A 13,531-nucleotide genomic window follows, 5' to 3' on the forward strand; every position below is an offset into this window, starting at 1 on the left:
CCGTAAGTCTTAAGAAATGAAACTATATGAGAAAGTGGATTAGTAAGTTAATCCCCCTAATCATGATTTTTATTTTAACGAGTTTTAGTTACAATATTATTGCACCCAAAATAGGTACAGTAGCATTGCCAAAAACACTTAAAATAAGTAAACCTACAGAGGTTTTGTATCCCAAATACAAAACAGCTATTGAAAATGATGATGAAATGTTGAGTGTAAATCCGCCTTTTTTAGGAGATTCATACAACGCATTTAAAGAAGCTCTTGCATTTAAGGAGTCTCAGGGAGATTATTTTGTGACAAACACATTAGGGTACGTAGGAAAGTATCAGTTTGGAGCAGAAACACTGCAGTTATTAGGAGTTACAAATGTAACTGCCTTTTTAAGCAATCCTATTTTACAAGAAAAGGTATTTTATACCAATTTAAGTAGAAATAAATGGATTTTGCGTAGAGATATTAAACGATTTGCAGGTCGTAAAATAGCCGGATTGGAAATAACAGAATCTGGAATCTTGGCAGCAGCACATTTAGCAGGACCAGGAAATGTAAAAAAGTTTTTACGTTCTAGAGGTACGCACACAGTGCAAGATGCATATGGATCTAGTATTGTTTATTACATGAAAATTTTTGCAGGTTATGATGTATCTGCAGTAAAGGCTGTAAGAAACCCAAGAATTTAAAAATACTACACTATGAAAATGGAAAAAGCCTCAGCGTAATTGCGAGGCTTTTTTTATGCTTGAAAAATAAATATAGTTGGTCTTTTGTTTAAATCTACATTTATTTTTTTCCATTCTGCTATGGTGTTGGTTGCTATTTGTTCTGTTGGTAATGTAATATCTGTAGCAATACAAAGTAATGTGTGGTTTGCTAAGGTTTTTAAAAATTCAGCTAACAACTTGTCATTTCTGTATGGCGTCTCTATAAATATTTGCGATTGATTATTGTCTTTAGAAATACGCTCCATTTTTTTTATAACAGCTTTTCTCTCGCTACTATCAATAGGCAAGTAGCCATTAAATGCAAAGCTTTGTCCGTTTAAACCGCTAGCCATTAATGCCAAAAATATTGAAGATGGGCCAACTAAAGGAACTACTTGTAAGTTTTTTTGATGAGCAATTTTTACTACCTCGGCGCCAGGATCTGCTATTCCAGGGCAACCAGCTTCAGATATAATTCCTATGCTTTTTCCTTCAAAACAAGGGTCTAAAAAACTTGGTATTATTTGTGGATCTGTAAACTTGTTAATCAGTTCTATGTGTAAACTTGGCTGAGATTTACCAGAGCTTATTTTTTTTATAAAGCGCCTTGCAGTTTTTTCATTTTCTACAATGTAGTAATCTATTTGCTCTATAGTTCGTTTTATAGAGATTGGCAACACTTCCAAAGGTTCATTGTCACCTAAAGTGGTAGGGATTAAATATATTTTTCCTGTTTTGGTAGTGTTTTCCATAGGTTATTGGTTTTTTAGTGTTTTGGCAATATTTGTACAGGCTTGGTCTATTAAGTTGTAAACATTTTCAAAACCTTGGTCACCTCTGTAATATGGGTCTGGAACTTCAGTAATTTTTGTATCTGCAAAATGTAACAAGAGTTTTACTTTTTTCTTGTGTTCTGGAGTCTTGGCTAGTGCAATAACATTATTGTAGTTGCTATTGTCCATAACATAAATTGTGGTAAACTCGTCAAAATCTTTTACAGTAAATTTTCTACATACTTGCTTACTTATGTCTATACCGTATTTTTTTGCAACAGCAACAGACCTTGGGTCAGGAGCACTTCCTATGTGATAGCCAGCAGTGCCTGCAGAATCTACAGAAATTATGGTTGGGTCTACTTTGTTTTTAAGTATGCCCTCGGCCAATGGCGACCTACAAATATTTCCTAGGCAAACCATTAGTATTTTTGTCATCACCCTAAAGTTTAAGAGAATTTTTTAGTAAGATCTTCTATATATTTGCGAAACTGCTTATCGGTTTCAGCTAAATTATCTACTGTTTTACAAGCGTGTAAAACGGTTGCATGATCTCTTTTTCCTATTTGTGAGCCAATACTTGCTAATGATGCTTTTGTAAATCTTTTAGCAAAAAACATAGCCAATTGTCTAGCTTGTACAATATGTCTTTTTCTGGTTTTAGATTGTAATGTAGAAACATCCATTTCAAAATAATCAGAAACTACTTTTTGTATGTAATCTATAGAAACTTCTCTTTTGGTGTTTTTTACAAATTTCTCTACAATTTGTTGAGCAAGTTCTATTGTTATTTCTTTTTTATTGAAAGAAGATTGTGCTATTAATGATATTACAGCGCCTTCTAGTTCTCTAATGTTAGATTTTATGTTTTTAGCAACGTAATCTATAATTTCTTCTGGCATTTCTACACCATCTCTGTAGAGCTTGTTTTTAAGAATAGAAACTCTAGTTTCGTAATCTGGTGTTTGTAACTCAGCAGATAATCCCCATTTAAATCTAGATAGTAGGCGTTGTTCTATGTCTTGCATATCTACAGGAGCCTTGTCTGATGTTAAGATAACCTGTTTTCCATTTTGGTGTAAATGGTTAAAAATATGAAAGAAAACATCTTGCGTACCAGATTTTCCAGATAAAAACTGAACATCATCAATAATTAAAATATCTATTAATTGGTAAAAATGAATAAAATCATTTCTAGTATTCTTTTTAACAGACTCTATATATTGTTGTGTGAATTTTTCAGCAGAAATGTATAAAACAGTCCTTTCTGGGTATTTATCTTTTATCTCTACACCAATTGCGTGTGCAAGGTGAGTTTTGCCTAAACCAACACCACCAAAAATTAATAATGGGTTAAAAGATGTTCCTCCAGGTTTGTTAGCTACTGCCATACCAGCAGATCTTGCAAGCCTATTAGAGTCACCTTCTAAAAAGTTATCAAAATTATAGTTAGGGTTTAGTTGAGATTCTATTTTAATATTTCTAATACCAGGAATTACAAAAGGGTTTCTTAACTCAGGATTTTTAGATTTAATAGGTACATCTAATTCTTGAGGAGAAACTGTGGTTCTGTTAGAGCTTGGTATTTTCTCGGTAAACGGTTCTCTGTTGCCGTAAGTGTTTTCCATTCTAATGATGTAAACTAGCTTTGCATTTTCTCCTAATTCCTTTGTAAGAGAAACTTTTAGTAGTTTAACATAGTGTTCTTCAAGCCACTCGTAAAAGAATTTACTCGGTACCTGAACACTTAAAGAGTTATCTGATAGTTTAATTGGCTTTATAGGTTCAAACCAGGTTTTGAATGCTTGGGGTTGTATGTTATCCTTGATGAAAGATAAACAATTATTCCATACTGATTCTGCAGTAACACTCATTATTAGATAATCTTTTTTTTGGTTAGTATTGTGTTCTCACTGAAAGAAAATACGGGGATCTTAACTTCCTTATCAGGGGAGGCAAATATGTGAACAAAATTTCTAAAAAAAAAATCAATTACTATTGAATTTGAAGTTTTTTTTTTGCATGTTGTAAGCATAGAATTTCCCATCCTTTAAATATATAATTTTTGTTGATATAATATGCGAAAAAATAAAATTTCTTTTACTGTAAGATACGGAGAAACAGATCAAATGGGTGTGGTATATCACGGGAATTACGCGCAATACTTGGAGTTAGGGAGGTTAAGCTGGCTTAAAGATTTAGACGTTTCCTACAAAAAAATGGAAGAAACTGGAGTTATACTGCCAGTAATTTCTTTACAAATAAATTTTAAGAAATCTGCGCTCTATGATGACACTATAACGGTGGTTACTAAACTTAAAAAAAAGCCTTCTGTTAAGATAGAATTTGACTATGAAATTTATAATGAAAATGATGAATTATTAGTTACAGCAAATACCGTTTTGGCTTTTTTAAATAAAGAAACTAAAAGACCTATAAAATGTCCGGATTATGTTTTAAAAAAGATTGATGATTATTACGATTTTTAATCTTTGATTTTTATATACTGCATGGTATTAAAAATAGTAAAAATTTCATTGGCTTTTGTTTTTCTAACAGATATTACATAGGTGCAATTGGCTTCTAGTTTTTGAGAAACAATGTCTAGTTTTTTTTGTTTAATAACTCTCATTACGCTATTCATATCTTTATAGTCAAATGTAAGGGTGTATAGTTTTGTTATTATTTTCTTTTTAATTTCCGCTTCATCTAAAGCTATTTGTGCAGCAGTTTTATATGCGCTTATTAATCCTCCAACGCCTAACTTTGTACCTCCAAATATTCTGGCAACAGCAACAAGTACATTTGTAAGGTCATAAGCTTGTATTTGTCCGTATATAGGAAGTCCGGCAGAGTTGTTAGGTTCGCCGTCATCATTAGCTCGGTACCGTATGGTATCTGTTCCTAATTGCCAAGCATAACACACGTGGTTTGCTGTGTGGTGTTGTTTTTTTAATTTTTCAATAATTGGTTTAACATCGTCTTCGGTAGTTATAGGAAATACGTAACCAAAAAATTTACTTTTGCGGTCTTTGTATAGTATTTCTGGACTTGGTTTGTCTATTGTTAAATAAGTATCTTTTTCTTTATTCATACTTTAATGCCATTAATAGTATACTGCAAACAGCTAAACCTATACCTAGCCAGTTTTTAGTACTTAATTTTTCTTTAAAAAAGAATATACCAATAAGTGTTGTAAATAAAACTATAGCAACATTATTAATTGTAAAAATAGATGCACTTGTAAAATTAGATTCTCTTAATGCCTTTATAAGGTAATATATAGAGAAAAAGTTAGGAATACCAAGACAAATACCACCAAGAATATTTTTGAAATTTAATTTTATAGGGTGTTCTTTTGTTCTTATTAAAATAAATAACACTCCAAATATACCTGCTGCTATAAATATAAAAGAAGAAAATAAAGGGATTTTGGCTTCTTCAACATAAGCTTCTTCTAAATATTTAATAGTAATATCTATGGTTCCTGATCCTAAAAACACTAAAAAGGGTAGTAGTAATGCTTTTTTATTAAAGGTGCTGTTGTTTTTGGTAGATGCAAGGTAGACTGCAGATAGTGCTAGTAATATACCTATTGTTTTAATACTGGTAAGTGTTTCGTTATATAAAAAAATACCACCAAGTACAGGGATAACTAATGACATTTTAGTAGCTACAGAGGCAACAGAAACGCCAAGGTCTTGAGATGTTTTAGCCATAATGTAAAAAACGAGTATAAATAGAATGCCTAAAAATAAAGCGCCACCAAACCAAGGCTCAAGAGGTATTTTTGCAGGTGTAATATTATTTTTGTAAAAAAATAAACCAACTAAACAAGCTACAAAGTAATTTGTAATTATAGCATATAATGTTTGTACTTTAAAAGTATGAAAAAGCTTAAATACAATAAAAATTAAACTAGAAAATAAAATACTTAATAATAAATTTATCATTCCTATAATTTACTCTTTAGGTTGATGATGTCTTCATTGCCAACTTGCAAATTCCAGCTTTTAATTCCTAATTTTTCTGCAGCAATTGTATTTTCTTCTGTGTCATCAATAAAAAAAGTTTCTTTAGCATTTAAGTTGTTTTCTTTTAATACAAACTCGTAAATATTAGCATTAGGTTTTCTAAAATTAATTAAATGGGACAAGTAAAATTGCTCAAAACAAGCTTTAAATCTATCATATCTTTCAGTTCCCATATTTTTAATAACCTGCTCTATATGTAATTCATTTGTATTGCTAAGCAAAAATAAACGGTAATTTTTCTCTTTAGCTAATGTTTCTATAAATAGTAAACGTTCTTCAGGGAAATCTAAAATAATTTTATTCCAAGCATTTTTAAGTTCTTGTGGTGTGGCAGTAGGAAAAATTTTGTTTGTTTTATATATAAAATCATCAGAAGAAATTAACCCCTTTTCATAATTCTTCATTAATACGTCTAACTCAGGGGTAATTTTGGTAAAGCCAAATTTACTTAATTCTAATGCGGTAGCTGTTTTGTTTAGGTTAATAAAAATATCGCCAAAATCAAAAATTATATTCTTAATCATTATAGTAGGTCTTTAAGGTATCGGTTTTAATAGTGTTTGTGCTTTTTAGCTTTCCTGTAAATTTTGGTGCTGCAATACCTTTATTAAAGTTTGTTGTGCCAGTAAAAACACGTGCTTCATCCCAAAGGTTTTCGTTAATAAAGGTCTGTAGTGTTTTAGAGCCACCTTCAATAATTACGCTAAGTATATTGTGCTTATGTAGAATATTGCAAATTTGCATAGCTAAAGGTTTTTTAAAGTTTACACTTTCATAAATAATACCTTGTAGTTGTTCATTTTTATTAGACTCTTTTGTTATTACAATAGTTTTTACAGACGTATTTAATATGTTTTTGCTTGCATCAATCTTTAAATTTTGATCTATAATAATTCTAGTAGGAGACTTTCCGTGCCAATTTCTAACATCCAGTTTAGGGTTGTCTTCTATAATTGTATTTGTGCCAACTAAAATACCTTGTTCTTCACTTCTCCATTGGTGTACAAGTTGTCTGGCTGCTTTTGTAGTTATCCAAAAAGGTTCTGGTGTAGCGCTTCTTTTTTCTTGCAGTGGCGCAATAAAACCATCATTAGTTTCTGCCCATTTTAGAATAATATATGGTCTTTTTTTCTCGTAAAAACATAAAAATCTATTATGGTGCTCTCGGCATTCTTCTTCTAAAACACCAATAGTTACATTGCAACCAGCAGCTCTAAGTTTTTTAATTCCATTGCCAGCTACTTTTTCATGAGGATCCTTAAGACCAATAACTATATTAGGTATTTTGTGTTTTATAATTAAATCTGCACAAGGAGGAGTTTTTCCGTAATGGGAGCAAGGTTCTAGAGTAACGTAAATGGTAGACTCCTTTAAAACAGACTTGTCTTTAATGCTATTTATAGCGTTAACCTCTGCGTGGGAGCCACCGTAAGGAGAGGTGAAACCTTCTCCTATTATAGCGTTATTGTGTACTATTAATGCACCAACCATTGGGTTTGGAAAAGTAGATCCTAAACCGTTTTTGGCTATTTGTATACAGCGTAAAATGTATTTTTCATGTATCTTCACTTCGCAAAAATAGAATAATATTAAGATATAGTTTTTGTTTTATGGAGAATGTGGTAATAAGGCCTATTTTACAGAAAGATAATGAGGCTGTGGCAGAGGTAATTAGGCAAGTTTTGGTAGATCTCGGTGTGCCAAAAGTTGGTACTGCTTATGCAGATAAAGCATTAGATTGTATGTATGAAAACTACAATGTGCCCAAAGCAACTTATTTTGTAGCAGAAGTAAATGGTAAAATTTTAGGTTGCGCAGGAGTTGCTCAATTAGAAAACTATAACGGTAATGTTTGTGAACTTCAAAAAATGTATTTTTTAGAAGAGGCTAGAGGCAAAGGTTTGGGAAGTAAAATGATGAATGCTTGCATTGCTAAAGCTAAATATTATCGCTTTAATAAATGTTATTTAGAAACAATGCCATATATGAAAGATGCTCAAAAACTGTATAAAAAAACTGGTTTTGAGTATATAAATGAGCGTATGGGAGATACAGGTCATTATTCTTGCCCTGTTTTTATGCTGTTAAATTTATAGTTATATAAGTTGTTAGAATTTTTTTATTATTAATAGTAAAAAAGCAATTAAAAAACTTGTTTTAAATATGTTGTTAAAAGAGATAAAGAAAATTTATCATATAGAATTGGATGCTGTTTATCCTGTAGAAGAGGTAGATAGTTTTTTTTATATGGCAATTGAGCATTATTTAAAACTAGAACGTTTTGTGCTTGCGTTAGAGCCTAATTATGTAGTTACCAAAGACGAAGAGTCTACTTTGTTTTTGGTGGTAGATAAACTTAAAAAGCATATACCAATACAGTATATTTTAGGAGCGGCACATTTTATGGGGTTGGATTTTAATGTAAATACTAATGTTTTAATCCCTAGACCAGAAACAGAGGAGCTGGTAAGTTGGATTTTAAACGAAGTAAATGTTAGCCAAGAAATTACCATTTTAGATATAGGTACTGGTAGTGGTTGTATAGCAATAACACTAGCTAAAAACTTACCAAAAGCTAAGGTGTTTGCTTTAGATATTTCTAAAGAAGCTATTTTGGTAGCTAAAAGTAATGCAGAGGCTAATAATGTAACTGTAACTTTTTTGGAGCAAAACATTTTAGAAGAGCCTAGTTTAAAGCAAAAATTTAATATTATTGTTTCTAATCCTCCTTATGTTAGAGATTTAGAGAAAAAAGAGATGAGTGCAAATGTGTTAGAGCATGAGCCTAATTTAGCACTTTTTGTGTCGGATAATAATCCGTTAGTATTTTACAAGGCTATAACAAACTTTTCTGTAAATCATTTAAGAGAAAATGGTAAGTTGTTTTTTGAAATTAATCAGTATTTAGGAGAACAAACTAAGGAGCTTTTAGTAGGGCTAAACTATATAAATATCAAATTAAAAAAAGATATGTATGGTAATGATAGAATGTTAAAAGGGGAAATAAGTCGTTAAAAAAACATAAGCAAATACTAATTAACAATAGTAGTAAGCTGAATAAAATAAAAGTTAAAAATGTCTGTAAAAGAGCAAATTGAAGCGTTACGTGAAGAGTTGCGTAAGCACAACCATAATTACTATGTTTTAGATACTCCAACAATATCAGATTATGATTTTGATATAAAGTTAAAAGAGCTACAAGCATTAGAGGCTAAGCACCCAGAGTTTTATGATGCTAATTCGCCTACACTACGTGTGGGTGGTGAAATCACTAAAAACTTTAATACAGTTGTGCATGAGCACAGAATGTATTCTTTAGATAACTCGTACTCTAAAGAAGATCTTTTAGATTGGGAAAAAAGAGTAGAGAAAATATTAGGAGATTCTAATATAGAATTTACGTGCGAGTTAAAGTATGACGGAGCTTCAATAAGCTTAACTTATGAGGAGGGTAAATTAGTGCGTGCTGTTACTCGTGGAGATGGTTTTCAGGGAGATGACGTAACCACCAACATAAAAACAATTAAATCTGTTCCGTTACAGTTAAAAGGAGATTACCCTGCTAAGTTTGATATTAGAGGGGAAATTGTGTTGCCGTTTGAGGGTTTTTATAAAATGAACGAAGAGAGGATAGCCAATGGCGAGGATCCTTATATGAACCCCAGAAATACTGCATCTGGTAGTTTAAAATTGCAAGATAGTTCTTTAGTGGCGCAACGCCCGTTAGAGTGTTTGCTGTATAGTGTTGTTGGTGCTAATTTAAATTTAGAAACACAGTTTGAAGCGTTAGAAAAAACACGTTCATGGGGATTTAAAGTGCCAACTGTAGCTAAACTTTGTAAGAGTGTAGACGAGGTTATGGCTTTTGTTGAGTATTGGGATGTGCATAGGCATGAGCTACCATATGAAACAGATGGTGTTGTGGTTAAAGTTAATACGCTGCGTTACCAGGAGGAGTTAGGTTACACCTCTAAATCGCCACGTTGGGCTATGGCTTATAAGTTTAAAGCAGAGCAAGTTTCTACAGTTTTAAATGAAATAAGTTACCAAGTTGGTCGTACAGGAGCAATTACTCCAGTTGCAAATTTAGCGCCTGTTTTGTTGGCAGGTACAACGGTTAAAAGAGCATCTTTACACAATGCAGATCAAATAGAAAAGTTAGATGTTAGGGTAGGAGATGCTGTTTTTGTAGAAAAAGGAGGAGAAATAATACCTAAAATTGTTGGTGTAAATTTAGATTTGAGACCACAAAATTCTGAACCTACAAAATATATAGACCATTGCCCTGAGTGTAATACAGAGTTAATTAGAACCGAAGGAGATGCCAAACACTATTGTCCAAACGAGTATGGTTGTCCGCCGCAAATAACAGGTAAAATTCAGCATTTTATATCTAGAAAAGCAATGGATATTGATGGTTTAGGGAGCGAAACTGTTGAGCTATTGTTTAAAGAGGGGTTAATACAAAACTATGCAGACCTGTATGCTTTAACTGTAGACCAGTTGTTGCCTTTAGAGCGTATGGCAAAAAAATCTGCAGAAAATTTGGTAAAAGGTGTAGCTGCTTCAGTAGAAATACCTTTTGAGCGTGTGTTGTTTGCTTTAGGTATACGTTTTGTTGGTGAGACTGTTGCTAAAAAGTTAGCTAAAGCTTATAAAAACATAGATGCTTTAATGTATGCATCTGCATTAGAACTTGCTACTGTAGATGAAATAGGAGAGCGTATAGCATCTAGTGTAGTAGCATTTTTTCAGAACGAAATTAATTTAGATATTATAAACAGGTTAAAAGGGTATGGACTTCAATTTCAGGTGTCAGCAGAAAAACTTTTAAATCAAACTGAAAAATTAAAAGGAGAGACTTATGTTGTTTCTGGTGTCTTTGAAATGAGTAGAAACGACCTAAAAAAATTAATAGAAGACAACGGAGGTAAAGTTGGATCTTCTATTTCTTCTAAAACAACTTTTTTAGTTGCCGGAGATAAAATGGGCCCTAGTAAACGAACTAAGGCAGAAAGTTTAAATGTGCCTATTATCTCAGAGCAAGAATTTTTGGCTAAATTAAGTTAATTTTAAAAACAATGTAAATATCTAGTAATAAATTACTTATGTTTTTGTTTTTTGTTGAAGTTATCAACTGTTATATTTATAACAAAATGTTTTATTTAAAAAACAAAGTAGCTTTGTATCTTTGCATTAAATTGTGCTAGATAATAATTACATTTGTGTAAATGTAAAATTGCATGTTAAAAGGCATAAAAAATAAATTTAAGCGCAAGGCTGCTGTAAAGTTTTTAAACGAAAACAAAAACAAACGTGTTGCTTGTTCTAGAGTTAAAAAAGGAATAAGTAAAATAGGATGTATTGTAGATTTAGATAACGTGCCAGATGGTACAATATTTAATCAGTTTATTAAAGAGTTTTCATTACAGCCAAATGCACTAAAAATTATAGGATATAAGGCAGAACATGATAAAAATTCGCCTTACTCTACACCTGTTTTTTCTGAGGAAGATTTAGGTTGGGGAGCAAAAATAGAGAATAGTTATGCATTAGAATTTCTAGATAACGAGTACGATTTGCTTATTAGTTATTATACAGAAGATAATTTACTATTGCAATTAATGACTATGCAATCTAAAGCCAGGTTAAAAGTTGGTTTTGGTGAAGTAGATGAAAATTTAAATGATTTAATCTTAAATATATCTATTAAAGATTTTAACATTTTTAAAAAAGAGCTGGGAAAATATCTCTCGGTTTTTAATGAAATATAATAAGAACGTACTACGTATAGCAGCACGTTCTTAAATTTTGATTATTAAATTTATACGTGTGAAAGAATTAGTTGGTACTGGTGTTGCGCTAGTTACACCTTTTAAAGAAGATTTGTCTGTAGATGTTACAGCGTTACAAAATATTGTAGAATACAATATAGCTAATGGCGTTAATTATTTAGTGGTTTTAGGGACCACAGGAGAACCAGCAACGCTTACAGCAGAAGAAAAACAATTGGTGATAAATACCGTTGTTAAAGTTAATGCAGGAAGATTGCCGTTGGTTTTAGGTATAGGAGGTAATAATACAATGGCTGTGGTTGCAGAGCTAAAAGAAAGAGATCTTAGTAACTTTTCTGCTATACTATCCGTGTCTCCATATTACAATAAGCCAACTCAAGAAGGAATATACCAACATTTTAAAGCAATTGCATTAGCATCACCAAAACCAATAATTGTATATAATGTGCCTGGTAGAACAGGAAGTAATATGCTGCCTTCTACAACTGTTAGGTTAGCAAAGGATTTTGACAATATTGTAGCTATAAAAGAAGCTTGCGGAGATATGGTTCAAATTTTATCTATTATAAAGAATAAGCCAAAAGATTTTATGGTAATTTCTGGAGACGATTTTACGGCACTTTCTACAGTTTTAGCAGGAGGATCTGGGGTTATTTCAGTAATAGGGCAAGGGATTCCGGCAGAGTTCTCTAAAGTAATATCTCTTGGTTTAGAAAATAATGCAGCAGATGCGCATGCCTTATACAATACACTGCATGATGGTATAGATTTTATTTTTAGAGAGGGTAACCCAGCAGGTATTAAAGCTATTTTTGAAAATTTAAACTTGGCAACAGCAAAAGTTAGGCTTCCTTTGTTAGAGGCAACTCCAGAATTAAAGGCAACTATACAAACATTTATGAATAGTTTTAATAAGCAATTGGTATAAATTTTAGTGTGCAAATTAAAATTTAAGTTAAAACTTAGCCAAAAACTAAGGTAAACAATATTCACATTCCTATTTTAGCAGTATAAAAAATGTTTTTTATATCCGTATATATTAACTAATTTTGCAAAATGTTTTTAAGAATGAAGAAATTATTACCACTTTTATTGTTGGTGTTAATCTTGGGCTCTTGTAGCGAATACCAAAAAGTATTAAAAAACCAAGATGTTAAAGCTAAATATGAAATGGCCGAGAAGTTTTATGACGAAGGCGATTTTAAAAGAGCTAACCGTTTGTTAGAGCAAATAGCTTCTAAATATATAGGTAAACCACAGGGAGAGCGTGTAATGTTTTTCTTTGCAAATAGTTACTATCAAATAGGGCAGTATAATGACGCAGGGTATCAGTTTGAGCGTTTTGTAAAAGCGTATCCTAGAAGCGAAAAAATGCAAGAAGCATCTTTTTTAGGAGCTAAAAGTTATTCTTATTTATCTCGTAAATATTCTTTAGATCAGACAGATACCGATAAAGCATTGTTAAAAATACAAAACTTTATTAATACTTATCCAGACTCTGAATATTTGCCAGAAGCTAACGAAATAGCAGCTTCTTTAACAAGAAAAAAGGAGAAAAAAGCGTTAGAGATAGCAAAGCAATTTACTAAATTAGGAGAGTTTTACGATTTAGAGTACTCAATATCAGCAATAAAGGCATTAGAAAACTTTATGTTAGATAATCCAGGAACTATATATAAAGAAGAAGCATTATATTACAAAACACTTGCTGCTTACAATTTAGCAATAAATAGTCACCCTAATAAAAAGGAAGAACGTTTAAAAAATGCTAATGAAGCTTACGGTAAGTTAATTAAAACTTTTCCAGAAACAGAATTTGCTAAAAAAGCAAACAATATGAAGGAGAAAATAGACAAAGAATTACAAAATTATTCAAAATAAATATTAGGCTATGAATATGAACGACTTGAAAAATTCAAAAGCAGCTGTATCTACAACTACAATTAATAAAAATGAGTTTGATGCTGGTACAGGAAACATATATGAAGCAATTTCTATAGTTTCTAAAAGAGCAATACAGATAAACTCTGATATTAAAAAAGAACTTTTAGAGAAGTTGGAAGAGTTTGCTACGTATAATGATAGTTTAGATGAAATTTTTGAAAACAAAGAGCAGATAGAGGTTTCTAAGTTTTATGAAAAATTACCAAAACCACACGCTTTAGCGGTTACAGAGTGGTTAGAAGATAGAATTTACCATAGAAATACAGCGAAAGACTCATAGA

16 protein-coding genes are annotated in these 13,531 nt (G+C 31.5%); 9 read left to right on the forward strand and 7 right to left on the reverse strand.

The window, feature by feature from the left end; all coding sequences use genetic code 11:
• Nucleotides 1-26 precede the first annotated feature (26 nt).
• A complete protein-coding gene (locus KLA_RS09095) occupies nucleotides 27-683 on the forward strand; it encodes a hypothetical protein (protein WP_013619588.1) in 657 nt (218 codons plus the stop codon).
• 53 nt (nucleotides 684-736) lie between these two features.
• Here the strand turns inward: KLA_RS09095 and KLA_RS09100 are convergent, their stop codons facing one another.
• Genes KLA_RS09100 through dnaA form a run of 3 tightly spaced genes read right to left on the reverse strand, consistent with a single transcriptional unit; the run spans nucleotide 737 to nucleotide 3,351 of the window.
• On the reverse strand, nucleotides 737-1,456 hold the full coding sequence (locus tag KLA_RS09100) for an SAM-dependent methyltransferase (RefSeq protein ID WP_034645229.1): 720 nt from the start codon (nucleotides 1,454-1,456) through the stop codon (nucleotides 737-739).
• Between the two features lie 3 nt (nucleotides 1,457-1,459).
• Entirely contained in the window at nucleotides 1,460-1,915 is a 456-nt protein-coding gene (locus tag KLA_RS09105; RefSeq protein WP_034645231.1) for a low molecular weight protein-tyrosine-phosphatase, read from the reverse strand.
• Between the two features lie 11 nt (nucleotides 1,916-1,926).
• Nucleotides 1,927-3,351, reverse strand: coding sequence for a chromosomal replication initiator protein DnaA (gene dnaA / locus KLA_RS09110; protein ID WP_013619585.1), 1,425 nt, complete (start codon nucleotides 3,349-3,351; stop codon nucleotides 1,927-1,929).
• Nucleotides 3,352-3,555: 204 nt separating this feature from the next.
• Between dnaA and KLA_RS09115 the strand changes: the two genes are divergently transcribed.
• The gene (locus KLA_RS09115; protein ID WP_013622862.1) at nucleotides 3,556-3,966 is read left to right on the forward strand and encodes an acyl-CoA thioesterase; all 411 of its coding nucleotides are present in this window, start codon (nucleotides 3,556-3,558) and stop codon (nucleotides 3,964-3,966) included.
• Here the strand turns inward: KLA_RS09115 and KLA_RS09120 are convergent.
• Genes KLA_RS09120 through ribD form a run of 4 tightly spaced genes read right to left on the reverse strand, consistent with a single transcriptional unit; the run spans nucleotide 3,963 to nucleotide 7,080 of the window.
• Nucleotides 3,963-4,571 (reverse strand): IMPACT family protein, encoded by a 609-nt coding sequence (locus KLA_RS09120; RefSeq protein WP_034645234.1) that lies wholly within the window; start codon nucleotides 4,569-4,571, stop codon nucleotides 3,963-3,965. The two genes, KLA_RS09115 and KLA_RS09120, sit on opposite strands and share 4 nt — an antisense overlap.
• Nucleotides 4,564-5,430, reverse strand: a complete 867-nt coding sequence (locus tag KLA_RS09125) for a DMT family transporter (RefSeq protein ID WP_034645236.1) — start codon at nucleotides 5,428-5,430, stop codon at nucleotides 4,564-4,566. Before KLA_RS09125 ends, KLA_RS09120 begins: the two co-directional genes overlap by 8 nt.
• A gap of 2 nt (nucleotides 5,431-5,432) precedes the next feature.
• Complete coding sequence (locus KLA_RS09130; protein WP_034645238.1) at nucleotides 5,433-6,035, reverse strand: HAD-IA family hydrolase; 603 nt, start codon at nucleotides 6,033-6,035, stop codon at nucleotides 5,433-5,435.
• The gene (gene ribD / locus KLA_RS09135; RefSeq protein ID WP_013622858.1) at nucleotides 6,028-7,080 is read right to left on the reverse strand and encodes a bifunctional diaminohydroxyphosphoribosylaminopyrimidine deaminase/5-amino-6-(5-phosphoribosylamino)uracil reductase RibD; all 1,053 of its coding nucleotides are present in this window, start codon (nucleotides 7,078-7,080) and stop codon (nucleotides 6,028-6,030) included. Before ribD ends, KLA_RS09130 begins: the two co-directional genes overlap by 8 nt.
• A 41-nt stretch (nucleotides 7,081-7,121) precedes the next feature.
• Between ribD and KLA_RS09140 the strand changes: the two genes are divergently transcribed.
• From KLA_RS09140 to KLA_RS09170, 7 genes are all read left to right on the forward strand, one after another.
• Entirely contained in the window at nucleotides 7,122-7,607 is a 486-nt protein-coding gene (locus KLA_RS09140; protein ID WP_034645240.1) for a GNAT family N-acetyltransferase, read from the forward strand.
• Nucleotides 7,608-7,674: 67 nt separating this feature from the next.
• Nucleotides 7,675-8,526 (forward strand): peptide chain release factor N(5)-glutamine methyltransferase, encoded by an 852-nt coding sequence (gene prmC, locus KLA_RS09145; protein ID WP_034645242.1) that lies wholly within the window; start codon nucleotides 7,675-7,677, stop codon nucleotides 8,524-8,526.
• Between the two features lie 60 nt (nucleotides 8,527-8,586).
• Complete coding sequence (gene ligA, locus KLA_RS09150; RefSeq protein WP_013622855.1) at nucleotides 8,587-10,581, forward strand: NAD-dependent DNA ligase LigA; 1,995 nt, start codon at nucleotides 8,587-8,589, stop codon at nucleotides 10,579-10,581.
• Nucleotides 10,582-10,754: 173 nt separating this feature from the next.
• The gene (locus tag KLA_RS09155) at nucleotides 10,755-11,285 is read left to right on the forward strand and encodes a DUF6913 domain-containing protein (RefSeq protein WP_034645247.1); all 531 of its coding nucleotides are present in this window, start codon (nucleotides 10,755-10,757) and stop codon (nucleotides 11,283-11,285) included.
• A 58-nt stretch (nucleotides 11,286-11,343) separates the two neighbouring features.
• A complete protein-coding gene (dapA, locus tag KLA_RS09160) occupies nucleotides 11,344-12,234 on the forward strand; it encodes a 4-hydroxy-tetrahydrodipicolinate synthase (RefSeq protein WP_013622853.1) in 891 nt (296 codons plus the stop codon).
• A 140-nt stretch (nucleotides 12,235-12,374) separates the two neighbouring features.
• Nucleotides 12,375-13,187 carry an outer membrane protein assembly factor BamD gene (locus KLA_RS09165; protein WP_013622852.1) on the forward strand — a complete coding sequence of 271 codons (813 nt, stop codon included), beginning with the start codon at nucleotides 12,375-12,377 and terminating at the stop codon, nucleotides 13,185-13,187.
• Between the two features lie 10 nt (nucleotides 13,188-13,197).
• Entirely contained in the window at nucleotides 13,198-13,530 is a 333-nt protein-coding gene (locus tag KLA_RS09170) for a DNA-directed RNA polymerase subunit omega (protein WP_013622851.1), read from the forward strand.
• Nucleotide 13,531 lies beyond the last annotated feature (1 nt).

Source organism: Cellulophaga geojensis KL-A (assembly GCF_000568425.1).
Lineage (GTDB): Bacteria > Bacteroidota > Bacteroidia > Flavobacteriales > Flavobacteriaceae > Cellulophaga > Cellulophaga lytica.